The 24,576-nt window shown below is 71.6% G+C and carries 25 protein-coding genes and 1 tRNA gene; 11 read left to right on the top strand and 15 right to left on the bottom strand.

The genetic code is table 11. The annotated features are described in order from the left end of the window. Positions 1–109 precede the first annotated feature (109 nt). From VNG13_07635 to VNG13_07610, 6 genes are all read right to left on the bottom strand, one after another. Positions 110–182, bottom strand: a tRNA-Ala gene (locus VNG13_07635). Positions 183–266: 84 nt separating this feature from the next. After that, positions 267–1,076 carry a hypothetical protein gene (locus tag VNG13_07630; GenBank protein ID HVA60394.1) on the bottom strand — a complete coding sequence of 270 codons (810 nt, stop codon included), beginning with the start codon at positions 1,074–1,076 and terminating at the stop codon, positions 267–269. Positions 1,077–1,154: 78 nt separating this feature from the next. Continuing rightward, a complete protein-coding gene (locus tag VNG13_07625) occupies positions 1,155–1,745 on the bottom strand; it encodes a GNAT family protein (protein ID HVA60393.1) in 591 nt (196 codons plus the stop codon). Positions 1,746–1,873: 128 nt separating this feature from the next. Beyond that, complete coding sequence (gene glp, locus VNG13_07620; GenBank protein ID HVA60392.1) at positions 1,874–3,106, bottom strand: gephyrin-like molybdotransferase Glp; 1,233 nt, start codon at positions 3,104–3,106, stop codon at positions 1,874–1,876. Next, positions 3,103–4,029 (bottom strand): UTP--glucose-1-phosphate uridylyltransferase GalU, encoded by a 927-nt coding sequence (galU, locus tag VNG13_07615; protein HVA60391.1) that lies wholly within the window; start codon positions 4,027–4,029, stop codon positions 3,103–3,105. Before galU ends, glp begins: the two co-directional genes overlap by 4 nt. Positions 4,030–4,060: 31 nt before the next feature. Then, on the bottom strand, positions 4,061–5,947 hold the full coding sequence (locus VNG13_07610) for a diguanylate cyclase (GenBank protein HVA60390.1): 1,887 nt from the start codon (positions 5,945–5,947) through the stop codon (positions 4,061–4,063). A gap of 92 nt (positions 5,948–6,039) precedes the next feature. Here VNG13_07610 and VNG13_07605 point away from each other — a divergent pair, with 92 nt between their 5' ends. Continuing rightward, entirely contained in the window at positions 6,040–6,612 is a 573-nt protein-coding gene (locus VNG13_07605; protein HVA60389.1) for a 5-formyltetrahydrofolate cyclo-ligase, read from the top strand. A 7-nt stretch (positions 6,613–6,619) separates the two neighbouring features. On the opposite strand, the gene VNG13_07600 is transcribed toward VNG13_07605, so the two are convergent. The 4 genes from VNG13_07600 to VNG13_07585 all read right to left on the bottom strand — a co-directional run bounded on the left by VNG13_07600 (position 6,620) and on the right by VNG13_07585 (position 9,849). Next, positions 6,620–7,819, bottom strand: coding sequence for an Ig-like domain-containing protein (locus VNG13_07600; protein HVA60388.1), 1,200 nt, complete (start codon positions 7,817–7,819; stop codon positions 6,620–6,622). A 130-nt stretch (positions 7,820–7,949) separates the two neighbouring features. Next, positions 7,950–8,846, bottom strand: a complete 897-nt coding sequence (locus VNG13_07595) for a cation diffusion facilitator family transporter (GenBank protein HVA60387.1) — start codon at positions 8,844–8,846, stop codon at positions 7,950–7,952. 17 nt (positions 8,847–8,863) lie between these two features. Then, on the bottom strand, positions 8,864–9,397 hold the full coding sequence (locus VNG13_07590; GenBank protein ID HVA60386.1) for a hypothetical protein: 534 nt from the start codon (positions 9,395–9,397) through the stop codon (positions 8,864–8,866). Beyond that, entirely contained in the window at positions 9,394–9,849 is a 456-nt protein-coding gene (locus VNG13_07585; protein ID HVA60385.1) for an ATP-binding protein, read from the bottom strand. Before VNG13_07585 ends, VNG13_07590 begins: the two co-directional genes overlap by 4 nt. A 102-nt stretch (positions 9,850–9,951) precedes the next feature. On the opposite strand from VNG13_07585, the gene VNG13_07580 reads away from it, so the two are divergent. The 8 genes from VNG13_07580 (at position 9,952) to VNG13_07545 (ending at position 17,432) form a co-directional block, all read left to right on the top strand. Beyond that, positions 9,952–10,428 carry an ATP-binding protein gene (locus VNG13_07580; protein HVA60384.1) on the top strand — a complete coding sequence of 159 codons (477 nt, stop codon included), beginning with the start codon at positions 9,952–9,954 and terminating at the stop codon, positions 10,426–10,428. Continuing rightward, positions 10,425–10,898, top strand: coding sequence for a hypothetical protein (locus tag VNG13_07575; GenBank protein HVA60383.1), 474 nt, complete (start codon positions 10,425–10,427; stop codon positions 10,896–10,898). Before VNG13_07580 ends, VNG13_07575 begins: the two co-directional genes overlap by 4 nt. A gap of 33 nt (positions 10,899–10,931) precedes the next feature. Continuing rightward, positions 10,932–12,233: a CBS domain-containing protein gene (locus VNG13_07570; protein ID HVA60382.1), complete on the top strand. Its 1,302-nt coding sequence runs from the start codon at positions 10,932–10,934 to the stop codon at positions 12,231–12,233. Further along, positions 12,230–13,873 (top strand): Nramp family divalent metal transporter, encoded by a 1,644-nt coding sequence (locus VNG13_07565; protein HVA60381.1) that lies wholly within the window; start codon positions 12,230–12,232, stop codon positions 13,871–13,873. Before VNG13_07570 ends, VNG13_07565 begins: the two co-directional genes overlap by 4 nt. Before the next feature lie 154 nt (positions 13,874–14,027). Beyond that, positions 14,028–14,396: an FmdB family zinc ribbon protein gene (locus tag VNG13_07560; protein HVA60380.1), complete on the top strand. Its 369-nt coding sequence runs from the start codon at positions 14,028–14,030 to the stop codon at positions 14,394–14,396. Between the two features lie 59 nt (positions 14,397–14,455). Beyond that, positions 14,456–15,265, top strand: a complete 810-nt coding sequence (locus VNG13_07555) for an S-methyl-5'-thioadenosine phosphorylase (GenBank protein ID HVA60379.1) — start codon at positions 14,456–14,458, stop codon at positions 15,263–15,265. Further along, complete coding sequence (locus VNG13_07550) at positions 15,262–15,846, top strand: SAF domain-containing protein (GenBank protein ID HVA60378.1); 585 nt, start codon at positions 15,262–15,264, stop codon at positions 15,844–15,846. Before VNG13_07555 ends, VNG13_07550 begins: the two co-directional genes overlap by 4 nt. Then, entirely contained in the window at positions 15,843–17,432 is a 1,590-nt protein-coding gene (locus VNG13_07545; protein ID HVA60377.1) for an FAD-binding oxidoreductase, read from the top strand. Before VNG13_07550 ends, VNG13_07545 begins: the two co-directional genes overlap by 4 nt. A 245-nt stretch (positions 17,433–17,677) precedes the next feature. Here the strand turns inward: VNG13_07545 and VNG13_07540 are convergent, their stop codons facing one another. Further along, positions 17,678–18,136 carry a CBS domain-containing protein gene (locus tag VNG13_07540; GenBank protein ID HVA60376.1) on the bottom strand — a complete coding sequence of 153 codons (459 nt, stop codon included), beginning with the start codon at positions 18,134–18,136 and terminating at the stop codon, positions 17,678–17,680. Positions 18,137–18,402: 266 nt separating this feature from the next. Between VNG13_07540 and VNG13_07535 the strand changes: the two genes are divergently transcribed. Beyond that, entirely contained in the window at positions 18,403–18,759 is a 357-nt protein-coding gene (locus VNG13_07535) for a DUF3099 domain-containing protein (GenBank protein HVA60375.1), read from the top strand. Here VNG13_07535 and VNG13_07530 read toward each other — a convergent pair. From VNG13_07530 to VNG13_07515, 4 genes are all read right to left on the bottom strand, one after another. Further along, positions 18,756–19,373, bottom strand: a complete 618-nt coding sequence (locus VNG13_07530; GenBank protein ID HVA60374.1) for a TetR/AcrR family transcriptional regulator — start codon at positions 19,371–19,373, stop codon at positions 18,756–18,758. The two genes, VNG13_07535 and VNG13_07530, sit on opposite strands and share 4 nt — an antisense overlap. 50 nt (positions 19,374–19,423) lie before the next feature. Next, complete coding sequence (locus VNG13_07525) at positions 19,424–20,641, bottom strand: acyl-CoA dehydrogenase family protein (protein ID HVA60373.1); 1,218 nt, start codon at positions 20,639–20,641, stop codon at positions 19,424–19,426. 118 nt (positions 20,642–20,759) lie between these two features. After that, complete coding sequence (locus tag VNG13_07520; protein HVA60372.1) at positions 20,760–22,310, bottom strand: glycerol-3-phosphate dehydrogenase/oxidase; 1,551 nt, start codon at positions 22,308–22,310, stop codon at positions 20,760–20,762. Continuing rightward, positions 22,307–22,912, bottom strand: a complete 606-nt coding sequence (locus tag VNG13_07515) for a TetR/AcrR family transcriptional regulator (protein ID HVA60371.1) — start codon at positions 22,910–22,912, stop codon at positions 22,307–22,309. Before VNG13_07515 ends, VNG13_07520 begins: the two co-directional genes overlap by 4 nt. A 16-nt stretch (positions 22,913–22,928) precedes the next feature. Between VNG13_07515 and VNG13_07510 the strand changes: the two genes are divergently transcribed. Further along, the gene (locus VNG13_07510) at positions 22,929–24,554 is read left to right on the top strand and encodes an FAD-binding oxidoreductase (protein ID HVA60370.1); all 1,626 of its coding nucleotides are present in this window, start codon (positions 22,929–22,931) and stop codon (positions 24,552–24,554) included. The last annotated feature ends 22 nt before the right edge of the window (positions 24,555–24,576 follow it).

Genomic DNA, 24,576 nt, shown 5'->3' with positions numbered 1-24,576 from the left:
CCACTCCCAGGCCAAAACACAGCCCGTCCAGCCCCACGCCAGCGCCCCGCCCGAAAATGTCACACCCTTCGGTGAACATGAACAGGCGACTTCGGTGAAGACGTCCTTGTGGAGCTGAGGGGATTCGAACCCCTGACCTCTTCGATGCGAACGAAGCGCGCTACCAACTGCGCTACAGCCCCAGAAGATCCCGAACCTACCATTCGTGCCGGCTGGCGAACTCCAAGATCCACCGGCGGCGGTGGCCCGGGCGGGGAACCGAGGCCTCAGTCTCCGACTGCGCGGCGCCGCTCGACGATGACGTCGAGCTCGTCCTCGTCGTCCTCCCACAGCCCGAGGTCGTCGATCAGCCCGGTCCCGGCCTGGGTCAGGTCCACGATCGTTTGCGGGGCCTCCGGTGATCCGGCTTGTGACTTGGTTACGTAGGTGGGCGGCGGCACCGGAACCGGATCCCAGCTGTCCCCGTAGCCGACGGCCGGGTCGAGTTCCTGTCCGACCAACGGCTCGGTCAGCAGAACCTGATCCGCCTCGTCGGCCACGACGTCACCCCGGTACTCCCGCGGCACGGCGGTGGCCCGGCGACGGTGGCGGGACACGGCCGCGGCCCGCCTCGCCTCGCCGCGCAGATGCACGGCGTACCCGGCGAGGGCAAGATCGAGGAGAAGCTGCAGCGGCCATGGGAACGCTCCGACGACGACCAGCAGAGCCGTCAGCACGACCCCCCCGCCGAGGCCGGCGGCTAGCCGGCGACGGCGCGCGAGCAGGCGGGACCGTGCAGTGACGGGACGCAGCACCCGGGCAGGATCCTCCTGCGGAGCCGCCGCGGTGGTCGAGCGGCCGGCGCGGGGGGAAGCCGGCGTGGGGGAACCGGAGACGTGCCAACTGACCGAGTCGGGCAGGCGACGGGGCATGACTACATACCTCTTGTCCGGGGTGGAAGAGGTGCGACGGGACAGCGTGCGCATCGCGGCGGCGAACTTGTCGACCGACCTGGACTCGGTCGCCGAGTCGTGGCGGCGCAGCCACATCGGGACGAGCACGACCGCCCAGATCACGACGATGGCTGCGTAGATCACCCCGTTGCTCAGCGGATCCTCCCCGGACCGGTCTCGGAATTCGCTCGTCTCCGACGCTAGCTATGCCTCCGCCAGTCTTCACGCACCGCCGTCGGTGTGTCGCGAAGTCGCCAAAACACTTCGCCAGCGAACCAGCAGCCCTTCCGGCACGTCTTCGGGCGTAATCGCGAAGCAGAGATGATCCCGATAGGCGCCGGCGATGTGCAGATATCGGCGGCGAGCCCCCTCCTCCCGGAACCCCAGCTTTTCGACCACCCGGCGACTTGCGGTGTTCTCCGGCCTGATGTTCGCCTCGACCCGGTGGAGCCCCACGGCGAAGCAGTGGTCGACGGCGAGGGCGAGGGCCGTCGGCATGATGCCGCGGCCGGCCACCCGTCCGTCGACCCAATAGCCGGCGTAGCCGGAGTTGAGCGATCCGCGCACGATGTTGCCGATGGTCAGCTGGCCAACCAGCCCTCCGTCGAGAGTGACGACGAAGGGGAAAGCCGTTCCCTGCCGCGCCTGACGGCGCAGGGCGCGGGTCATGGTCGTGAAGGTCGCCACCGAATCGCGGTAGGCGAGATCACCCCCCGGCGGGGTGGCCTCCCACGGTCCGAGCCATTCGGCGTTACGCCGACGAACCTCCGCCCACACGACACCGTCTCGAAGTCGCAGCGGGCGCACGCCCACCGAGCCCTCTTGCAGACTCCTCGGCCAGCCCCGGGTGCGCATGCGCTGCCTTCCGTGCGCGCTCACGACCCGGCCGAACACCGGGTCGGTACCGACGATCGTGTCGACCGAGCCACCGGTCTGTCACCTCACCCGTGCCGGCGTTCCAGCATCATGACCGCCACCGGATCGCCCGGGGGCACGTCCGTGACGTCCTCGGGGATGACGATCAGGGCGTTCGCCTCAGCCAGACCGGCGAGCGAATGGTCCCGGCTGCTGAGCGGCTCGACGGCGTAGGCACCGTCGCGGACAGCAAGCCGGCCGCGCAGGTACGAGCGCAGCCCGGATGGGGAGCGCATCGCCGCGGTCGCGGTGGCCCGCACCTGGGGACGCTGGATCGGCTCTACCCCGAGCATCCGGCGCAGCGCAGGGCGGACGAAGACTTCGAAGGAGACGAACGCGCTCACCGGGCTGCCGGGAAGGGCGAAGAATGGCACTGCGTCCGGGCCGATCGTGCCGAAGCCCTGCCGTTCGCCGGCCGCCAGGGCGACCCGGCTGAACCGGACCGACCCCATCCGGCTGAGAACCTCGGTCATCGCGTCCCCCGAGCCGCGGCTCAGGCCGCCCGAACTGACGACGGCGTCCGCCCGGATCAGCTGATCTTCGAGGGTGTCCCGCAGCGTTGCCAGGTCCTCCGGGAGGATCCCCACCCGATAGGCGATCGCGCCGGTCTCGCGGACCGCCCCGGTGAGCAGGAAGCTATTGGAGTCGTATCGGCGACCGGCCGTCGCCGGCTGACCGGGGTCGAGCAGGTCCCGGCCGGTGGACAGCACGACGACCCGCGGGCGTGGTCGCACCCGGAGCCGGTCCAGCCCGCTCGCCGCCAGCAGACCCACCTGCGCCGCTCCGAGGTGCACCCCCGCCGTCAGGAGCGGCGAACCGGCCGTGACGTCCTCGCCGGTCCGGTGGATGTTCGCCCCGTCCGGCGGGGAACGGTGGATGGCCACCTGGACCGAGCCGCCGTCGGTCCACTCCACCGGGACGACCGCCTCGGCACCGGGTGGCACTGGCGCTCCGGCCGCGATCCGAAGGCAGAGCCCGGGCTGGACCGTGTACGGATCGGTAGAGCCCGCCGTCACCTCGCCGACGACCGGCAGGACCGCTGGCACGCCTTGCGTCGCAGCGGCGACATCGGCCAGCCGCACTGCGTACCCGTCGGCCGCCGCGCTGTCGAAGGGAGGTAACGGGATCGGCGACGAGACGTCCTCGGCGAGCACGCAGCCGTGGGCGTCGAGCAGGGTGACATCGAACTCGCCGAGCGGACGGACCGCGTCCAGGACAACCCCGAGGTGATCATCGACCGCGACCAGCTCGTCCGTCATGGCGTGAGCGGCTCGACCGACTGGTCGCCCGGGCGGCCCGCGAGAAACTCCCGGAGCCAGCGGAGGAAATCCGGGCCTAGATCGGCTCGATCGCACGCTAGTTGCACGATCGCCCGAAGGTAGTCGGCCCGATCGCCGGTGTCGTAGCGCCGCCCGCGGAAGATCACGCCGTGCACCGGCCCCCCACCGCTGTCTCGGCCGGTCAAGGTCTCCAGGGCGTCGGTGAGCTGGATCTCCCCGCCGCGCCCGACATCGGTCTTCTCCAGCACCCCGAAGATCTCGGGGGCCAGCACGTAGCGACCGATGATGGCCAGGTTGCTGGGGGCCTCACCGACGGCTGGCTTCTCGACCAGCCCCCGGATACGCACCACATCCGCGTCGTCGGTCGCCTCCACCGCCGCGGCACCGTAGAGGCTGATCGACTCGGCGGGCACCTCGAGCAGCGCGACGACGCACCCGCCGTGCCGTTCCTGAATGTCGATCATGCGCGGAAGCAACGGGTCGCGTTCGTCGATGAGGTCGTCGCCGAGCAGCACGGCGAACGGCTCATCGCCGACGTGCCGCGCGGCGCACAGCACCGCGTGCCCCAGCCCGCGCGGCTCCCCCTGCCGCACGTAGTGCACCGTGGCCAGCTCGCTCGACACGCGAACCAGGTCGAGTAGGTGCCGCTTGGAGGGATCGCGTTCGAGGCTGGCCTCGAGCTCGGCGTTACGGTCGAAGTGATCCTCGAGCGGACTCTTGTTCCGGCCGGTCACCATCAGCACGTCATCGAGTCCAGCGCTGACAGCCTCTTCAACGACATACTGGATCGCCGGCTTGTCGACGACGGGAAGCATTTCCTTGGGCGTGGCTTTCGTCGCCGGCAGGAAGCGGGTCCCCAGCCCGGCAGCCGGGATGACGGCCTTTCGTACGCGCCGGTGCATGCCGCGACCCTACCCAGCGCCCCCCAGGCGGTCAGGGTGGAGCGGCACCGCTGTGGCCGGTGGCGAGCCACCACTGATCCCGGCCGGCGTGCTTGGCCTCGTAAAGGGCACGGTCGGCGGCACCGATCAGCGCTTCGGCGGTCGCGGCGTCGGACGGTACCGCGGCTACCCCGATCGAAATCGTCACCGATATCGGTACGGCGACCTCCTCGGCGATCGGACGGTCCCGGACGGCGGCGCAGATCCGCGCAGCGGTGACCGCCGCCCCCTCCGCCTCGGTCTCGGGGAGGATGACCGCGAACTCCTCACCGCCGTAGCGGGCCACAGAGTCCACCTCCCGGACGCAGCCGGAGATCCGACGGGCCACCTCGGCGAGGACGGCATCCCCGGGCAGGTGGCCGAAGGTGTCGTTGACCGCCTTGAAATTGTCCAGGTCGAGCATGAGCAAGGCGACCGGCCGGTCGAACCGGCTGGCCCGGTCGACCTCGTGGCGCAAGGTCGACTGGAAGGCCCGGAAGTTGGCCAGACCGGTGAGCTCGTCGGTAGCCGACAACCGCCGGGCCTCCTCGTGCAGCCGGACGTTGTCGATCGCAACGGCGGCCTGGGCGGCGAACCCGCGCACCGCGAAGTCGGCCCGCTGGTCGAAACCGGTGCCGGGTGACGCGAATAGCAGGAGGATCCCGCGCACGGCCCCACTGCTTCTCAGCTCAACGACAATCTCCCCCTCCCCGCCCCGATCCACCACCGGGATCGGCAGCATGGGTGGCACATCCCGCCCGGGCAACCCACGCCGATGCGCAAGCCAGGCCTCCCCCGACGTCCGGGGCAGGTAGATGGCCGCGCTGGCGGCACCGGTCATCGTCATGGCGCCGTCGAGGACGGCGGAGAGGATGTGGTCCAGATCCAGCGTTCCGGACAGGGTCTCCCCGAGCCGGTCGAGGGTCTGGCGCAGCGCACCGTGACTCGACTCGATCTGCCCGATGTAGCCGCGCAGATCGTCGGTCATGGCGTTGAAGGCCCGCGCCAGCCGGCCGACCTCGTCCCGCGAGCTCACAACGATCCGCGTGTCCAGGTCCCCGCCGGCGATCCGGGCGGCCGCGTCGGAGAGCTCGGCGAGCGGGCGCACGGTCAGCCGCGCCAACTGCCATCCGATCACGCCGGCCAGTGCCACGCCGGCGACGACGACGATCCAAAGCACAGCTTCCAACCCGGCGAGCGACGGATCGGAGGTGCTGACGACCACGACCGCGCCATTGGCCGGCGCGCCGAGAGCGATCCCGCTCGGGATGTTGAGCGGATGGGGATCGGTGACGGCCCGGGCGGCGACCGCCGCGATCGAGCGGGCGGCGGCGGCGGGCAGCGTGCTCGCGACCGACCGACCGCCCGCGACGAGGGTGACGTCGACGTGCGACCCCGCGGCCAACCGGGTGAGCGTGGCGGCGATCGGCAACCCGACCGCGGCCTGGCCAAGGATCCGCCCGGCCGGGTCGCGGACCGCGACCGCGTCGCTGACGACGCCCGGCTCCGGTTGGGGGCGACCAGCGCCGCAGCTGCCCAGCCCCGCTACGGACGGCGCGCTCGCCGTGCCCGGAAGGGAACCGGCGTGCGCCTCAGTGCGGCCACGGGGGTCGGCGACCACCGCGTAGGCGCCCAGGCCGCGACGGACAACGTCGACCACCGCTGCCGCCGGCGACCCGGCACCCGTGGCCTCGCGGCCGAGCACCTCCGCGGCCAACCGGGCCTGGGTGCATGCGGCGGTGATTGCGTCCACGGCCGCCGCCCGGGTGGCGACCAGCCGGGTCATCACCTCGTTGTCCAGCGTTCGAGGCACGATCGTGCCGACGAGGATCGCGGCCACGACAAGCGGCGCGAGCACGACGAACGCGAACACCACGGAGAGGCGCACCCGCAAGGTCACCGGGCACCTCCCGCACCTGTTCCCGTGTCCGGTGCGATGCTCGCACGCGCAGCATCGGGCAGCGGCCCGTCCATACGATCGGCGGCACGAACGTGATTATCGAGTCGAAACCGGTGGTTCGCCGCCGGCTGGCCGGCGCGCGGGCGGCGCTCACCGCGGCCGAGCAGGCGGTCGCCGGGGAGGCGATCGGCCGCGCCGGCGTAGCCCTGGCGGTCGGCGTCGGCGCGCAGCTCGTCGCGGGCTATGCGTCGGTTGCCCCGGAGCCGCCGACCGGGCCGCTGCTCGCGGCTCTGGCCAGGGCCGGCCGGCAGGTCCTGCTGCCGGCGGTGCGCAGCGACGGCGCACTCGACTGGATCCGCTACTACCCGGGCGAGCCGCTCGTCCCGGGCCGGTTCGGCCTGCCCGAACCGGTCGGGGAACGCTTTGGACCGGAGGCACTGGCGAAGGTGGGGCTGGCCTTCGTCCCGGCGCTCGGCGTCGACCGGAGTGGACGTCGGCTGGGCCGCGGCGGTGGGTACATCGACCGCGCCCTGTCCGGTGGACGACCACGCCTGGTCTTTGCGGTGGTGTACGACGGCGAACTGCTCGACCGGGTGCCCGGCGGGGCCGCCGATCAGCCGGTCGACGGGGTGCTCCGGCCGGCTGGAACGGAGCGGTTCGGCTAGGCCTGGATCAGGCCGAGCCGGCCAGCCAGCTGGACCAGGACATGTTCCAGTCGGCCATTCCCGGGTCGCCGGTGTCGGTCGGCGCCCCGCCGTCGATAACGTCGACGACATCGCCGCGCTGGGAGAAGTAGTAGAACCACTGGGCGTTGGCCGGCGCGAGGTTGATGCACCCATGCGAAACGTTCACGTGGCCCTGCTGGGCCACCGACCACGGGGCCGCGTGCACGAACTCGCCGCCATCGGAGATCCGAACGTCCCAGTAGACCGTCTCGTCGTATCCGTCCGGTGAATTGACCGGGATTCCGACCGTCGAGGAGATCATCTGCACGGAGGGCTCCTTCTCGAGGGCGATGTGCACTCCCTGCTTGGTCGGGTACTTGTCCCGGCCGGCACTGATCTTGAACACGTTCACGACCCTGCCGTTGTCGTACACCGTCATGATGTGCTGGTTGATGTCGGCGATGCTTACGTGCGAATCGCCGATCCTGAACGACACCGAGTGGATGCCACGCCCCCAGACGCCGTTCCCGAGGTAGAGATCGGCGAAGTTCTCGGAGACGTGAACGGCCGTTCCCGGGGCCCAGTAGTGCTGCGGCCGCCAGTGCACCTCCTGGCCGTCGATCCACGACCAGGCCCCCACGACCGATGGCGAGGTGCTAACCCGCAGCCGGGCCTGTACCGCCGCACGCTCGGCCTCGGGAACCCATCGGTCCAGGTAGAGCGCCACGGGCTGCCCGACGCCGACGACGTCCCCGTCGCCCGGGGTCAGCGTGCCATCGAGGTGCTCTCCGGAGTCACTGGCGGTGACCGTCGCGGTTTCCCGGGCGAGCTGGTGCGCCAGGTTGGCGTAGGCGATCGTCAACGAGTAATGGGTCAGCGGAATCAGTGTCGTCGCGCCCCGCCACACGCTCTGGCTCGGATCGAAGCTGCCGTTTACGACGCCGCCCGACGGGTCGGTGGCCACGACCGCGACCAGCCGCCCGTTGGTGACCGAGACGGTGAGCGGGTGGCTCCAGGGAACCACGCCGGCCCGCAGCCCGACCACCGACACTCCGACCGGCGGCGGCGGCGCCTTGGTCGCGGTTGGGGCAGCCGCCGCCGAGCCGTGCGAGGACCCGACGACGACAGCTGCGGCGACGCCTCCGGCCACGAGCACGGCGCCGGCGATCATGGGCGGCACGATGTAGCGTCCGAACCTGACCCTCATCGTGTCGTCCACCCTTTCGGCCCCCGCGCCGGGTCCAGCGTATCCGCGGGACTCCTATTGTGCCCGGGTGCCGGGTTCCGCGCATCCGGCATCCCCATTTAGATGACGCCGTAACCCGGTGGAGGGTTGCTCAGTCGTGTAGCCCGGCCTCGTGCGCCGCGTGGTCCGCGGCCTCCAGCTGGAACGTCGAGTGATCGACGTCGAAATGACCGACGAGGCAACCCTGGAGATCGTCGAGAATCCGCGGCGCGTGGTTCTCTCGGAAACAACAGTCGGCGACGACCACGTGCGCGGACAAGGCGGGCAGGTCACTGGTCACCGTCCAGACGTGCAGGTCGTGTACGTCGCGCACGTGGGGGGTCTCGAGCAGGTGCGCCCGAACCGTGGCCAGGTCGACCGACTTGGGCGCTGCCTCGAGTAGCACCCGCCCGGACTTCGCGAGCAGCCGCCGACCTCCGTCGACCATCAGCAACGCGACGAGCAGCGAGGCAACCGAGTCCGCCTGCCGGGATCCCGTCGCGAGGACGACGACCCCCGCGACGAGGGTGGCTAGAAAAGCCCCGAGGTCGGCAAGGACGTGGCGCAGGCTGCCTTCGACGTTGAGGTTGGACCGGTCGGCCCGGAGCAGCACCCACGCCACCGCGAGGTTGAGCACGATCCCGGCCGCGGCGACGGCGACCATCGTCCGGCCGCCGACCGCTGACGGGTGCAGCAGCCTCCGGATCGCCTCGACGGTGACCAGTGCCGCGGCGACCAGCAACGTGACCCCGTTCCCCGCCGCGGAAAGGATCTCGGCCCGCTGGAAGCCGAACGTCCACGAGCCGCGGGCCGGTCTCGAGGCCAGCCGGGCGGCGAGGATCGCCGCCGCGAGTGACACCGCGTCGACGAGCAGGTGGCCGCCATCCGCGAGCAGTGCGAGGGACCCCGACCACACCCCGGCGACGACCTCGATCACGGTGAATCCGCCGACCAGGGCGAGGGCTGCGGTGAGCCGGCGCAGATCGGCCGGACGCCCGTGACCGCTCATCGAAGCGCTGCCATCGGTCAACCGCTCGCGGTCATGGGTCCGTCCCACCGGCGCGGTGGCTCACCGGCGAGCTGGCGAACGAACTCCTGGAGGAACCAGTCCCGGAAGCTCTTCTGCTCGGCGTCGGGTGCGAGGGTCAGCAGCTGCTCGTCCCGACAGTAGGCGTCAGCCTCCACGATCAGGTCATGCAGGCTCGCCATCTCCGCGCCGGCCGACCGAGGCACCTGGTAGGTGAGATCCATCGCCAGCTCGCCTCGGGCGACCGCCGCGTCCCGGCTCGAGTCGATGCGCACCCCGGCCGCCGCGTAGCGCCGGCCGAGCAGCTCGACCAGCTGGGCGAGCCGGGCCGGAAGCGCGCGGCGGTCGGCTTCGAGGTCGGGCGCGAGCGCGAGCAGTGCGAACTCACGCATCAACTCGTCGTGGCGCTCCCGGGCCGCGGCGAACAGCTGAAGCGGGAAGTTGAGCAGTTCCACGGAAACGCTCTCCTCGCCGGGGGGAGCGCCGGCCGTGTACCGGCCGAGAACCGCCGCCGAATCGTCGCCCGCCGTCACTTCCGCGTGCCCCCCGACCCGGAGCGGCCGGAGTCGCCAGCTGCCAGATCGCTCGCCGGAAGGAACCAGACCACCTTGCCGTCGTCCGGACCGGCGCGCTCGACTCCCCAGGCGGTCGACGCCGACCCGAGAAGCAGCAGGCCCCGCCCGGTCCCAGAGGTCGGCCCGTAGGCCCGTGGCTGCGGGGGGACGGCGGACCCGTCGGCGACCTCGATCCGGACCTCCCCGCGGCCGGACAGCCGGACTCCCACGGTCATGGGGGTCCGGGCGTGCAACACCACGTTGGTCACCAGCTCGGTCACTCCCACCGCGGCGGCCTCGACGAGCGGCTCGCATCCCAACCGCCGGAGCAGCACCCGAACGTAGTCACGGGCAAGGCGCACCGACCCCGGACTCGGCGGCAACGAGATCGCCTCGGCAGCGAGCGGCCAGCGGGCGCTGTCGCCGCGCATCGCCACGCGCAACCTCCGAAGGCCCAAGTCCGCCCCAGCCCGATCCTCCTATTGTGTCGGGCGAGACCCAGGGTCCCGTGGGCGCCTGGCTACGATGCCGAGGTGCGGCAGGCGGAGCGTGTCTTCCCCCCGGATGCGAGCAGCGTCCGCAGCGCGCGCAGATTCTCCGCGGAGGTTCTCGCCAGCTGGTCAGCCACGGACTTCGAGTGGGTCGCCGGGCTGGTGCTCAGCGAGCTGGCCACCAACGCCGTCCTGCACGCGAGCACCCCCTTCACGGTCACCCTCATCCTGTCCGACGGTTCGCTCCGGCTGGAGGTTCGGGACGGCTCGTCCCGCCGACCCGGCGTCCGGAACTACGGTCCGGACGCCACGACCGGCCGGGGACTCGCCCTGGTCCGGGACGTTAGTCGGGCCTGGGGAACGCATCGGGACGCCGGCGGCAAGGTGGTCTGGTCCGAGCTGGTGAGCCACGACGTGGCGACCGACGACGTCGAGGTCGCCGACGTCGAAACCCTGCTCGCCGCATTCGAAGACGGCGGCCGGCCGGCTCCGGGCGGACCCCGGGCATCCGCCGCGTGACCGTGATCGCGGAGTTGCACGAGGTCCACCTGCTGGAATTGCCGGTGGGCCTGTACGCCAGCACGCAAGAGCACAGCGAAGCGCTCCGGCGGGAGCTCTCGCTGATCGCCGAGCAGCTGCGGCAGCGAAGCGAGACGGCGCTCCCGCTCCGGCTGATCGATCTGATCGGGGAGCTGAATGCGAGCTACGGCGGCCTCGCCGCCGAACAGGAAGAGCGTCTCGCGGACGCCGTGGCTGACGGGGAGACGACGATCCCCGATCTCACCTACCACGTGCCGGCCGAGGTCGGTCCCGCCGTGATGCACCTGGCGGAGATCCTCGACGAGGCCGACGAGTACTGCCGGGCCGGCCGGCATCTGCTGACCCTCGCCACCGCGCCCGATCAAGTCCGGTTCCGCCGTTGGTTTCTCGGCGAATTCAGCCGCCAGTTGGCCGGTGCGGCCCCTACCCCGTGGCCGGAATACCGATAGCCGGGCCGAACCTGGGACCTTTAGGGTGACCCTGTGACCGACAGCGTGCACCTCTCCCAGCTGCTCGGCAGGTCAATCGTCGATCGGCGTGGCGAGGCGGTAGGCCGGCTCTCCGATGTGGTGGTCCGGCTCCAGGGTGACGCCTACCCGCTGGTCATCGGGATCGCCGCCAAGGTTGCGCGGCGCGAGGTGTTCGTCCCCGCCGGCGGGATTGGCGAGCTGTCGCAGGCTCCGCTCCAGCTCGCCCGGCAGACCGTCGACGTCCGCCGGTTCGAGCGCCGTGAGGGGGAGGTGCTGCTGCGCGCGGACGTCCTGCGGCACAGGCTCATCGACGTGGCCGACGCACGGCTGGTCCGCGCCTGGGACGTCGAGCTGGTCCACGGGCCGGAGGGCTGGTCGGTCTGTGCCGTCGACACCCACCGACCGTCCCGGTTGTTCCGGAGGGGCTCTGGAGCGATGGCCCAGGGCAAGGAGGACTGGAAGGCGCTGGAGCCCCTGATCGGACACGCGGCCAGCGCTACCCTGCGCGGCCCCTTCGGCCGGGTCAAACGGCTCAAGCCCGCCCAGATCGCGGATCTCCTCGAGGACGCGTCGAAAGAGGAGGGCACCGAGATCCTCGACGTGGTGCACAGCGACCCCGAACTCGAGGCGGATGTGTTCGAGGAGATCGACCCGGACCTACAGAGCCGCCTGTTCGGCGCGCGGACCAACGATCAGGTCGCCGACGTGCTCGCCCACATGCGGGCTGACGATGCCGCAGACGCCGTCGCGGAGCTGCCGCAGAGCCGCCGGCAGCCGGTCCTCGACCTGCTTCCCGCGGGCCAGCGCACCCGGGTCCTGACCCTGCTCGGGTTCAACCCGGGCAGCGCCGGTGGCCTGATGGGGGTCGACTTCGTCTCGGTACCGGCGACCGCCGACGTCGCGGCGGCGCTGCACGCGGTCCGGGTGGCGACCGCGGTCCAACCGGAGGCGCTCACCGGGATCTACACCCACGATGAGTTCGGCCAGCTGGCCGGCTTCGTCCGGCTGACGACGCTCGTCCAGTCCGCTCCGGACGTTCGGCTCGCCGAGATCGGCGAGTCCGACCCGGTTCATGTCCACGCCGACTCGGACGTTATCGACGTGGCGCTGCTGATGAGCGATTACAACCTCGTGACGATCCCCGTCGCCGACGACGAGCATCACGTTGTCGGGGTCATCACGGTCGACGATGTGCTCGAAGCGACCATTCCGGAGGACTGGCGCCGTCGAGAACCCGCCCCCCATCCCGAACCCGCACCCGCCGAGCTGAGTACCGAAGAGCCGGCGACGAGTCCGGAGAGTCCGGTCGGATGAGCCTCGGCACCCCGGCCGAGGGGCAGCGCGCTCGGCTGGCGGCGCCAAGCGCGGTTCTCGACGAAGCCCACCAGGGCGATATCCAGGGCGCCCTCGGCAGCATCAGGGCCGACGACGGCCGCGAAGGTCGCTCCTTCAAGGTCCGCCTGCTCACCCTGCTCGCCATCGTCGGACCCGGCCTCATCGTCATGGTCGGCGACAACGACGCCGGGGGGGTATCCACCTACGCCCAGGCCGGACAGAACTACGGGTACTCGCTGCTGTGGGTCCTTCTCCTGCTCGTCCCCGTTCTCGTCGTCAACCAGGAGATGGTGGTCCGGCTCGGGGCGGTAACCGGCGTGGGCCATGCCCGGCTGATCAACGAACGTTTCGGCCGATTCTGGGGCTGGTTTTCGGTTGGCGACCTGTTCCTGCTCAACTTCCTCACCATCGTCACCGAGTTCATCGGCGTCGATCTGGCGTTCAGCTACCTGGGGGTGAGCAAGTACGTCGCCGTGCCGGTTGCCGCTGGAGTCCTGGTCGCGATCACCGCGAGTGGCAGCTTCCGCCGGTGGGAACGAGCCATGTTCCTCTTCATCGCGATCAGCATCATCTTCGTCCCGCTGGCGCTGATGTCCCACCCGCGGTGGGGCACGCTGGCTCACGACTTCGTCGTCCCCGGGATCCAGGGCGGGATCAGCTCCGACGCGGTGCTCCTCGTCATCGCCATCGTCGGCACGACCGTCGCGCCGTGGCAACTGTTCTTCCAGCAGTCGAACATCATCGACAAGCGGATCACCCCGCGCTTCATCAACTACGAGCGCGTAGACACCGTGTTCGGCAGCGTCATCGTCGTGGTCGGCGCCGCCGCGCTGATGATCATCGCGGATTACGCTTTCCGCGGTTCGTCACTGGCCGGGCATTTCACCGACGCGGCGGGGGTGGCTCACGCGCTGGGCCGACTCGGACATCCGCTCGGGGTGATGTTCGCCGTCGTGCTCCTCGACGCAAGCATCGTCGGCGCCGCAGCGGTCACGCTCGCGACCTCCTACGCGTTCGGCGACGTGTTCAACATGCGCCATTCCCTGCACCGGAACTTCCGGGACGCGAAGGCGTTCTACGCCAGCTACACCGCGCTCGTTGCGGTGGCCGCCGGGGTCGTGCTGATCCCGCGGGCGCCGCTCGGCCTGATCACGACCAGCGTGCAGGCGCTGGCCGGCTTGTTGCTGCCCTCGGCGAGCGTGTTCCTGCTGCTGCTGTGCAACGACCGTGAGGTTCTCGGACCGTGGGTGAACCCGCGTTGGCTCAACCTGCTGGCCGCGCTGATCGTCGGGGTCCTGCTCGTGCTGTCCGGGACTCTGATGGCGACCACGCTGTTCCCGAAGCTGGACGTGACCCGGCTCACCGAATACCTGGGGGCGGCCCTCGTCCTCGGTGGCGGCGCCGCCGCGGCGGGGGTCCGGATCGCGCAACGCCGGCGCGGGGTGGTCCCGCCGGCGGTGGATCGCAGCCAACGCGCGACCTGGCGGATGCCGCAGCTGGCCCTGCTGAAGCCGGTGAGCTGGTCCCCGGGGCTGAAACTGGGGATGGGCGCGTTGCGCGGCTACCTGGTCCTCGCGGCCGCGCTCCTGCTGATCAAGGCGATCCGAATCGGCCACTGAGCCGGGCCACGCGACGGTCGAGCCTCCGGCAGGTCCAGGCGACACCGACGATCGCCGGGGCGTCGGCCCCAGTCTGCCCGCGCGGCGCTGGACGTCGGCGACCGCGATGTCGCACAATTAGCAGTCAAGGCTAAAGAGTGCTAACGGAGGGCCAGTGCCGACCTACCAGTACGCGTGCACCGAGTGCGGCGAGCACCTCGAGGCGGTCCAGGCATTTTCCGATGACCCGCTCACCGAATGCCCGGCCTGCCAGGGTCGATTGCGCAAGGTGTTCTCCTCGGTCGGCGTCGTCTTCAAAGGCTCCGGCTTCTACAAGAACGATTCTCGCGCCGCGGCGAAGGCGGGCACGGAGAAGAAGAAGGACGCCGAACCCGCCGCCGGAACGCCCACCGGAACGACCCCGGACGGGACCGCTGCCCCCGCCGCGGCCAAGGACGCCAAATCTGGGGACGCCACTCCGGCGAAAGGTGCGGCCGGGACCACCGCCCCGGCGAAGGCCGGCGACTCCTCCAAGGTCGCGTAGTCGTCCACAGCCAGCTGCCGGCACCCCCGCCGAGGCTCCGGCCCGGCTAAGGTCGGCGGATGCCGGACGGCAGTCGCGCCGACATCGCGGTCATCGGCGGCTCGGGGTTCTACGCCTTCCTCGACGGCGTCGAGGAAGTGCACCCTTCGACACCCTGGGGGGCGCCGAGCGACCCCGTCGTGCTCGCCGAGGTCGCGGACCGACGGGTCGCCTTCCTCCCCCGCCACGGTCGTGACCACCGATACCCACCGCACCGGATCCCGTACCGGGCGAACATCTGGGCGCTGCGCGAGCTGGGCGTCCGGCAGGTCCTCGCCCCGTGCGCCGTCGGATCCCTGACAACGGCACTGGGCCCCGGCGCGCTCGTCGTTCCCGACCAGCTGGTCGACCGCACCGGCGGCCGGACGCAGACCTTCTACGACGACGGCGCCGTTCACGTGTCCTTCGCCGACCCCTACTGTCCCGCGGGCCGGTCGGCGGCGATCGGCGCGGCCCGGGCGGCCGGCTGGCCGGTGACCGACGCGGGGGCGCTCGTCGTCGTGGACGGCCCCAGGTTCTCCACCCGGGCCGAGTCCCGCTGGTTCGCCTCCGCGGGATGGACGCTCGTGGGCATGACCGGCCACCCGGAGGCGGTGCTCGCCCGGGAGCTTGCCCTCTGCTACACGGCGGTCTGCCTCGTCACCGACCTCGACGCGGGGATCGACCCGGGCGAGGGCGTAAGCCACGCCGAGGTCTTCCGCGTGTTCGAGGCCAACGTCGCCCGGCTCCGCTCCCTGCTCGTCGATTGCGTCGCCGCCCTGCCGGAGGTGCGGGCCTGCCGGTGCGGCGACTCCCTCGACGGGCTCAGCCTGCCGATCCGGCTACCGTGACCGGCCCGCAGGTCGACCCGCGGGTGCGCCGGCTCCTGCTCCGCCACCGGCGGCCTTTGGCCGGGGCGTTCGCCGCCCTTGCGGTGGCGGCGACCATCTCCGCGCTACGCGCGCAACCACCCGGCGGGGTCACCGTTCTCGTCGCCGCCCGCGAGCTCCCCGCCGGCACGGTGCTCACCCCCGGCGATCTGCGCGCCGAGCAACTCCCGGCCGCCGACGTGCCCGACGGTGCGGCCGGCCCGGGCGCCGCGCTGTTCGGCCGCACCTTGGCCGCGAGCGCCCCGCGCGGTCTGCCGATCACCGGGGAAACGCTCGTCGGGCCGGCCATCGTTCCGGCCGGCCGGGTCGCGGCCACCGTCCACCTATCGGCCGACGGTGACGCGTCGGTGCTGACGGTCGGCGACGTGGTCGACCTCATCGCCGCGCGGGCGGACGGCTCCGCGGCCCGGGTCGTAGGTGCCCAGGTGCCGGTCCTCCTGCTCCCGGCGAACGGGATCCTGGTCGTCGCCGTCACGCCCGCCGAAGCGTTGACCATCGCCGCCGCCGCCGCCGTGGACCAGATCTCGGCGGTCCTGGAATGACCAGCTACCGCGTCTGGGGCTGGGGAGAACCCGCCGACGCCGCCACCCTCGCGGATCTGACCGCGGCCCGGCCGGCCCTCGAGGCACATCTCGGGTTCGCCCTGCGCGACCCGGAACCCCCGGCCCCGATGCCCCGGTTGCCGCCCGACCGGGTCAGCGCTCGGCTGGCACGTGGGCTGGGGGCGGTTGGCGTTGAAGATGAGGATCGGGCCCGGCATGGGATCGGGCGTTCATATCGCGATGTCGTGCGCGGGTGGCGCGGCCAGTTCGACGCGGTTCCGGACGCGGTGCTCTACCCGGCGAACGAGGCGGAGGTCGAGGCAGCCCTCGACTGGTGTTCGGCCGAGCGCGTCGCCTGCGTTCCGTTCGGGGGCGGCACGAGCGTGGTCGGCGGGGTGGAGCCGGTGGTCGGCGACGGCTTCACCGGAGTAGTCAGCCTCGACCTGTCCCGGCTCGCCGGCGTCCGGGAAATCGACCCGGTGTCGCGTGCGGCCCGGGTCGCAGCCGGCACGCGCGGGCCGGATCTCGAGGCCGCGCTCGGCCGGGCCGGACTAACCGCGCGCTTCTACCCGCAGTCCTTCGAGCGGTCCACCGTCGGCGGCTGGGTCGCTACCCGCGCGGCTGGTCATTTCTCCACCCGGCTCACCCACATCGACGACCTCGTCGAGTCGGTGCGGGCGGTGACCCCGGCAGGCTGGTGGGAGTCCCGCCGGCTGCCGGCATCCGGAGCGGGCCCAAGCCCGGACCGTTGGCTGCTCGGCAGCGAGGGCAGCCTCGGCGTCATCACCGAGGTCTGGCTGCGGGTCCAGCCCCGACCTGCGCACCGCTGGTCGGCGACCTATGCCGCCCCGGACCTGTCGACTGGTGCGCGCGCGGTCCGTGAGCTGGTCCAGGCCGGGCTGATGCCCGCGACCTGCCGCCTGCTCGACCCGACGGAGGCCGCGATCACCGGGGCTTTGACCACCGGGGAAGCGGCGCTCGTGCTGGGTTTCGAGGCGATCGCGGTCACCGTCGACGCGGCCGCCGCGGAGGCCGGCGAGCTGCTCGGCACGCACGGCTTGCGCTGCCTGGAGTCCGGCTCCCGCGGAACGGCCGGCACGAATTGGCGGGCGGCGTTCCTGCGCGCACCGTACCTGCGAGAGCAACTGGTCCAACTTGGGGCGCTGGCGGAAACGTTCGAGACTGCGGTCCCCTGGTCCGGGTTCGACGCTCTCGTCGCCGGAGTGCTCGAGGAGACCCGGCAGGCACTGGCCCGCGTCTGCGGTGGCGGCACGGTGACGACTCGGCTCACGCACGTCTACCCGGACGGCGCGGCTCCGTACTTCACCGTGCTGGCTCCCACCCGGCCCGGTTCGGAACTAGCCCAGTGGGCCGAGATCAAATCCGCCGCCAGCGAAGCGATCCTCCGCGGCGGCGGCACGATCACCCACCACCACGCGGTCGGCCGCGACCACGCCTCCCACTACGCCCGGCAGCGCCCGGAACCGTTCGCGGCCGCGCTTCTCGCGGCGAAAGGCGTGCTCGACCCGGCCGGCGTGTGCAACCCGGGCGTTCTCGGGCTCGGGGCGGCGAAGCCCTCCCAGTAGCGCACCCCTCGGCTCCTTCCGGTCGTCGCGCTACGGGTCAAGGTCTGTCGTGGTGCGGCGGACGGTCCGCGGTGAGCCGGGTCACCTCGTCGTCCGGCCGATCGCCCCAGGACTCGTCGCTGTCCTCGGCGGCGCCGACCGGCAGGACCGGGGGCTCCGGGGCCGACCTGGGCGTGGGTGTCGGCGTGGGCGTAGGCGTAGGTGCCGGCGTGGGCGTGGGCGTGGGTGTCGGCGTCGGCGTCAGCTCAGTCGAGGTCACCGTGCTCGATCCGGGCCAACCGACGCTCACGGACTAGCTCGTCGGTCGCCAGGCCGGCGGCCTCGGGGTCCTTGCTCAGGGCGGCGAAGACCCCGACGAGGTCGCGCTGGCTCACCATGCCGACCACGGCTCCGTTGTCGAGGACCGGCAGGTGCCGGATCCAGCGCAGCGCCATCAGCCGGGCCGCCTCGTGCAGCGAGCTGTCCGGCGCGACCGTGAGCACCCCGGTCGTCATGATCGAGCTGACCGGGGTGGAGTCGACGTCGGTCCCTTGGGCGACTGCTTTCATGATGTCCCGCTCCGTGATGATGCCGACCAGATCGTCACCGTCCATGACGAGCAGGGATCCGGTCTGCTGCGACCACATCCGAGCGGCGGCGGCCTTGAGCGAGTCCGAGGGTGATTCGGACACGCTGGCCTTCGTCATGATTTCGGCGATGTACACCGGAAGGCTCCTTTGCGCGGGGCTCCGCACAGCCTAACGCCCGCCGCGAACCCCTCGATACGGCGTGACCAGCCGCGAGTGTGCAATTTCCGACGCCTCTTGCCGGCGGTCAAGCGTGGGCCCGTGTCGGAAATTGCACACTCGGCGCCCAGCGGCCAACCCCGACCGGCCCCCGACCGGCCCCCAGCGGCCACCCGGGGTCGAACCCGGCCGCCGGGCCGTGGGTCGGCGGAGGATGCTGGGGGCCGGGCCCCGAGGAGGCTGCTGTGACGCAACGGAGCCGGGACCGGGATGCGTTCCTCGTCACGACCGCCCCGGAAAGCCCACGCGACGAACTCGCCGCACGGCAGCGCCGCTACCTGTGGACCATGGCGGTGCGGGTGGTCTGCTTCGTGCTCGCGATCGCGCTCTACGAGGTGCTGCCCGGCGCCACCGGGGTTCGCGTGCTCTCCTCGGCGCTGGCCATGGTCTTGCCTTGGGTCGCCGTTGTCGTGGCCAACGCCGGACCACAGCGCAAGCGCGGGACCCCGATGGCGTTCACGCCGACGCCGCGCCCGGAACTCGAACCGGGCCGGGGTTCGACCCCCGCAACAGCCGAACGGGAGCCGCCGGATCTGGCCTAGCCGGCCCGCGGGGAAGCCCCGCGCCCGGCCGGGCCCGGTCCGGGGGGAAACGCGCCGAAGAGCAGGTCGACGACGTTGCCGACCAGGACCCGCCGTCCACAGGGTCGCTCCTCCAGCCACCAGTCGCCGGCCGCCTGGACCATCCCGACCATCGCGTGTCCCCAGGTTCGGCCGCGGACCGCGGCCGAACCGCGGAGCCGGCGTTCTGCGACGATCGCGCTACCGAGTTCGTCACCGAGCCGGCGCACGAACAAGCCGAGATCGCTGGCGACGCCGGGATCCTCGACGGTCGCCCGCTGTAGCAGGAATCGGTACAGCGTCGGACGCGCTTCGATCAGGGCGAGGTACCGGTCGACGGCCGCCGTCACCCGCCGGCGCAGGTCACCGGGCGCGCCCAGCGCGTCCCGGATCTCGGCCAAGACCTCGTCGGTATGCCGTTCGGCGAGCGCCCGATACAGCCCGCCCTTGTCCCCGAAGTGCCGATACAGGATGGGTTTGGTGACACCGGCCTCGGCGGCGATGACGCTCATCGACGTGTCCGGCCCGTCGCGCAGGATCGCCCGGTCAGCCGCCTCGAGCAGCGCCCGCCGGCGATCGGGGTTCCGCCTGGGCACACCCAGCCCCTGGGGGCCCGCGGTCGAAGACATCGGCGGAGGCCGGAACGTCAGCGGATCGGCAAGCCGGAGATGGCCCGGCTGATGATCAACCGCTGGATCTCCGACGTTCCCTCGAAGATCGTAAAGATCTTGGCGTCCCGCGCCATCCGCTCTACCGGGTAGTCGCGGGTGTAGCCGTTGCCGCCGAGGATCTGGATCGCCCGCTCGGTCACCCAAACCGCGGTCTCGCCGGCGAACAGCTTCGACATGGAGCCCTCGGCGTTGGTGAATTCCTTGCCGTTCCGGCCCATCCAAGCGGCCCGCCAGACGAGTAGCCGGGCGGCATCGATCCGGGTCTTCATGTCCGCCAGGGTGAACGCCACGCCCTGGTTGTCGATGATCGGGCGACCGAACTGGATGCGCAGCTTCGCGTAGTCCAGGGCGAACTCGTAGGCGGCTCGCGCCACGCCGACCGCTTGCGCGCCAACCGCAGGCCGCGACGCCTCGAACGTCGCCATCGCGGCCTGCGAGCGCCCGGTGCTCGTCCCCTCCCGCGCCCGGGCGAGCCGCGCGTCGAGCTGCTCCTTGCCCCCGAGCAGGCACGACCCCGGCACCCGGCAGTCGGTGAGCACGACCTCGGCCGTGTGCGACGCGCGGATCCCATGCTTTCTGAACTTCTGGCCCTGCGCGAGGCCGATCGTGCCGGGCGGGACGATGAAGCTCGCCTGACCGCGCGAGCCGAGGCTGGGGTCGACCGCCGCGACCACGACGTGGACGTTGGCGATGCCACCGTTCGTGGCCCAGGTCTTGGTGCCGTTGAGGACCCACTCGTCATGTGCCTCGTCGTAGACGGCCCGGGTCTTCATCGACCCCACATCCGAGCCGGCATCGGGCTCAGAGACACAGAACGCGGCGACTTTGACGTCGTCCGGCGTGCCGAACATCTGCGGCACCCACTCGCCGACCTGCTCCTCGGTCCCGTTCGCCAGTGCACCCGCCGCGGCCAGGGTGGTGCCGACGATGGACAGGCCGATCCCGGCATCACCCCAGAACAACTCCTCCATGACCAAGGCGATCGAGATTCCGCTCTCGTCGAACCACTGCTGACCGAAGAAGTCCAAGGAGTAGAGCCCGACCTTTGCCGCCTCCTGGATGATCGGCCAGGGCGTTTCCTCACGCTCGTCCCACTCGGCAGCCGCCGGCCGTATGACGTCGACCGCGAATTCGTGCACCCAGTCCTGCACGGTGCGTTGATCGTCGGTGAGGGCGAGGGAGAAGTCGGCCATCTGGGCTCCTCGGGTCGGTACCCGCACTTCGCTCCGGGTCGCGTCCAATGGTGTTACCTAGGGTAACGCGTATTGTCCCGGTCTGCGCAAGCGCCCTCTGACCGGCGTAGGGCGTTGGTCAGGCGGGCGTGGTCGACAGCTCGGCAAGCGCCTCGGCAGCCGCATCGCGCGCCGACTCAGCAGCCGATCGGACCAGCCCGAGCCGGGTACGGCGCTCGAGCAGATCCTCGACGAGCATGGCCCCCTCGTGCCGGACTCCGAACACGAACTCCACGCCGAGCACGGCCAGCCCTGGCGCGACCGGGGACAGGAGTTCAGGGCGGCCATCGGCCAGCCGAACGAGTTCCTCCGCCTCGACGCCATAGCGGCGAACCAGGCGCTCCGGGGCCCGGATCGTGGCCAGCCGGGCGCGGGGCGCGGCGCCAACGAGTGGGATATGTCGGGTTCGGCTCGGGCCACCCCTGCCGAGCCGGGCGACGACCGCATCGACCGCCTGTTCCGCCATCGCCCGGTAGGTCGTGAGCTTGCCCCCGACCAGGGCGAGGGCATCGGTGCCGGGGTCGCGGACCAAGGCGTGCCGTCGGGACAGGTCTGCGGTGGCCGACGATCCGCCCGCCACGAGCGGTCGCAGTCCCGAGAATCGACCGACCACATCGTCCGGGCGCACCTCCCGATCTAGCGCAGCAGACAGCACACGAAGCAGGAAGGTCTCGTCGTTCGGCCCAGCTTCGGGGATCTCGGTGGGTAGCCCGTCAATCGGATCGTCGGTGAGTCCGACGAGCACGGTGTCGGCCCCCGCGAGATATGGGTCCGGCTGGGGCAGGGCGAAAACCCAGCGGTTGTTCGTTCCGGGGACGATGACATTGAGCGCCCCCTGCGGGTCACCCAGGGCGCTGGCCCGGACCACGAGATGGGTCCCCCGACTCGGCCGCAGCTTCACCGTCTCGACGAGTTCACCGGCGAAAACCCCGGTGGCCACGACGACCTGCCGCGCCCCGATCCGCAGCGACTCCCCGGTCATCTCGTCGCGCAGGTCCGCGCCGCGGCTGTCGACCGAGACCGCGAGGGTGCGGGTGAGGATGCGCGCGCCGTGTGCCGCGGCGGTCCTCGCGACCGCGATCACCAGCCGGGCGTCGTCGATCAGCTGGCCGTCCCAGTGCACGAGGGCCCCCCGGGTCGGTCCGAGACGCGGCACTAGGGCGCGCGCCTCGCGGTCGCTGATCCGTCGGAATCGCGGCAGGACCGAGGTAGGGGTGCGTGCGGCGGCCCGCAGCCCTTCTCCGACGACGAGACCGGCCCGGGCCAGCGCGCCGCCGACCCGGTCGAGGTCGGCGTTCAGCGGCACGACGAACGCCAGCGGCCGGACCAGATGCGGCGCGATCGCGGTCATCAGGGCATGGCGTTCCCGAGCCGACTCGTAGGCAACGCCCAACTGGCCGGAGGCCAGGTAGCGCAGGCCACCGTGGACCAGCTTCGAACTCCACCTGCTCGTACCGAAGGCCAGGTCGCGTCGCTCTACGAGCACCACCGACAGGCCGCGGGCGGCGGCATCGAGCGCGACACCGACCCCCGTGATTCCACCGCCGATGACCAGCACGTCGATCGCCGGACCTTCCGCGAGATCGACGAGGTCGCGGGCCCGGGTAGCGGCGGAGAGCGTCGCGGTCATCGGCGCGGCCGCCGCTCCGGCGTCGCCGGGGAAAGCCACCGATCGAGCATTTGACGAACTTCCTCTTCAACGACCGCCTCCCCCATCGCCCGCTCGAGTAGCGGCCGACTGAGTGCGAAGGCGGTGAGCGCGACAACGACGGTCCAGGCCCGGGATTCGGGATCGCAGCCGGCGACGCTGCCGTCGACCAACCCCTCGTGCAGCAACCGGCGGACATGACCCTGCGCGATCCGCTGCGTCGACCCGAACCGCTCGGTGACGTAGGGCAGGAACAGTTCCGGGTCGACGTCCACGACCCGGCGGAACAGGGGCTCGGCCGGCAACCGGGCGATGACCCGGGCCGCGGTGGCGACCAACCGTTCCCGGGCCGTTGGCAGCTCCCGAGCGGCCGCCTCCGCCGCCAGCACCAGGGCGCTGAACTCGCGGGTCACCACGGCGAGCAGCAGGGTGTCGACGTCATCGACCTTCCGGTAGACGGTCATGCGGCTCACCCCCGCCCGGCGGGCGATGTCGGTAAGCGTCGTCCGGCGGATCCCGACCGCCAGCATGCAGTCGCGCGCCGCATCGAGGAGTGGCTCCGGGATGTGACTGATGGACGTCATATGTCACACTGTACCAATGCAGCCAGTCGCCCCGCTACCGGATTGGGCGGCTTGGGGGACGCACCGGCCGCAGCTGTCCCGGGACGCGTGGTCCTTTCTCCGCGCGGAACTCGGTCCCGTTGACCCCGGCTCCCGACCGAGCGCCGCCCTGCACGCCGTTCCCGTTCCACCCGCCCGGCTTTCCGCGGTGTTCCGATCCCGGCTGGAGGAGTTGGTCGGCGCCACGGCGCTGCTGACCGACCCCGAGACCAGGCTTCGACACAGCGGCGGGTTGAGCTACCTCGACCTGGTCCGTCGCCGTTCCGGGAGTCCGGCGGCAGTGCCGGACGCCGTCGTCACGCCCGCGACCGGGGACGAGGTCGAGAGCGTGCTCGCGGCCTGCGCCGAGGCCGGCGTCGCCGTGGTGCCGTTCGGCGGCGGGACCAGCGTGGTCGGTGGCGTCGAAGCCTTCGCCGGCCGGTTCCCGGCGGTCATCGCCCTAGACCTGCGACGGCTGGACCGGGTGGTCGAGGTCGACCGGACGTCCTGTCTAGCGGTGCTCGAACCGGGCTTGACGACCCCGGCGACCGAAGCGGCGCTTGCCGAGCACGGGCTCACGCTCGGGCATTTTCCCCAGAGTTACGAGCGGGCCACCCTGGGTGGCTACGTCGCCACCCGGTCCGCCGGACAGGCCTCGACCGGTTATGGCCGGATGGACGATCTGGTCGCCGGCCTGCGGGTCGCCACGCCCTCGGGCATGCTGCACCTGCCGGCCGGCCCGGGCTCCGCTGCCGGACCGGATCTGCGCCGACTCTTCCTCGGCTCCGAGGGCGCGTTCGGGGTGATCACCGAGGTCACGCTGCGGGTGCACCCGGCGCCGGAGACCCGCCACTACGAGGGCTGGACGGTCCGCTCCTGGCCGGCCGGTCTGGCTGCACTGCGCCGGCTCGCCCAGGACGGCCCGGCGCCGGACATCGTCCGGCTCTCCGATCCGGACGAGACTCGAGTGGGCCTGCGGCTGTCCACCGCGCCGCGGCTGGTCCGGTCCGGGCTCAGCCGATACATGTCGGCCCGCGTCGGCGATCAGGCCTGCCTGGTGATCCTCGGTTTCGAGGGGCGACCCGGCGAGGTGCGCCACCGGCGCCGGGTGGCAGCGGCGGCGCTTCGGGCCGCGGGCGCGGTCCGGCTCGGCACCCGGCCCGGGACCGCCTGGGAGCACGGCCGATACGCCGGGCCCTACCTGCGCGATTCGTTGCTCGACGCGGGGGTCCTCGCCGAAACGCTCGAGACCGCCGCGACCTGGACCGACCTGGCCGGGCTCTACGCCGGCGTAGTCGCCGCCCTGCGGGCGTCGCTCGGCCCCCGGGTCCTCGTCGGATGCCACGTCTCGCACGTCTACCCCACCGGCGCCTCGCTGTACTTCACGGTTCTCGCAGCGGCCAGGCAAGGCAGCGAAGCTGCCCAGTGGGAGCCGGCGAAGCGCGCCGCCGGCGATGCCATCGTCGCGGCTGGTGGGACGATCACCCACCATCACGCGATCGGAACGGCGCACACCGAGTGGCTGGAGGCCGAGGACGGCGTCCTGGGTCTGGAGATCCTCCGCGCGGTCAAGCAGCGGGTCGATCCGGCCGGGATCATGAATCCGGGAAAGTTGCTGCCCTGACCGCATCCGGTTCGCCGTGGCG

It is taken from the genome of Mycobacteriales bacterium (assembly GCA_035533475.1).
In the GTDB taxonomy this organism is placed as follows: Bacteria; Actinomycetota; Actinomycetes; order DATLTS01; family DATLTS01; genus DATLTS01.
Note: the sequence above shows the minus strand (reverse complement) of the source record. Positions and strands in the feature narration are given on the sequence as shown.

Coding starts and splice junctions, on each gene's coding strand:
- VNG13_07525 (HVA60373.1), bottom strand. CDS start 20,641: ATGGCCGACTTCTCCCTCGCCCTCACCGACGATCAACGCACCGTGCAG.
- VNG13_07510 (HVA60370.1), top strand. CDS start 22,929: ATGCAGCCAGTCGCCCCGCTACCGGATTGGGCGGCTTGGGGGACGCAC.
- VNG13_07600 (HVA60388.1), bottom strand. CDS start 7,819: ATGAGGGTCAGGTTCGGACGCTACATCGTGCCGCCCATGATCGCCGGC.
- VNG13_07595 (HVA60387.1), bottom strand. CDS start 8,846: ATGAGCGGTCACGGGCGTCCGGCCGATCTGCGCCGGCTCACCGCAGCC.
- glp (HVA60392.1), bottom strand. CDS start 3,106: ATGACGGACGAGCTGGTCGCGGTCGATGATCACCTCGGGGTTGTCCTG.
- VNG13_07520 (HVA60372.1), bottom strand. CDS start 22,310: ATGACCGCGACGCTCTCCGCCGCTACCCGGGCCCGCGACCTCGTCGAT.
- galU (HVA60391.1), bottom strand. CDS start 4,029: ATGCACCGGCGCGTACGAAAGGCCGTCATCCCGGCTGCCGGGCTGGGG.
- VNG13_07555 (HVA60379.1), top strand. CDS start 14,456: ATGCCGGACGGCAGTCGCGCCGACATCGCGGTCATCGGCGGCTCGGGG.
- VNG13_07565 (HVA60381.1), top strand. CDS start 12,230: ATGAGCCTCGGCACCCCGGCCGAGGGGCAGCGCGCTCGGCTGGCGGCG.
- VNG13_07515 (HVA60371.1), bottom strand. CDS start 22,912: ATGACGTCCATCAGTCACATCCCGGAGCCACTCCTCGATGCGGCGCGC.
- VNG13_07545 (HVA60377.1), top strand. CDS start 15,843: ATGACCAGCTACCGCGTCTGGGGCTGGGGAGAACCCGCCGACGCCGCC.
- VNG13_07585 (HVA60385.1), bottom strand. CDS start 9,849: ATGCGCGGCGACAGCGCCCGCTGGCCGCTCGCTGCCGAGGCGATCTCG.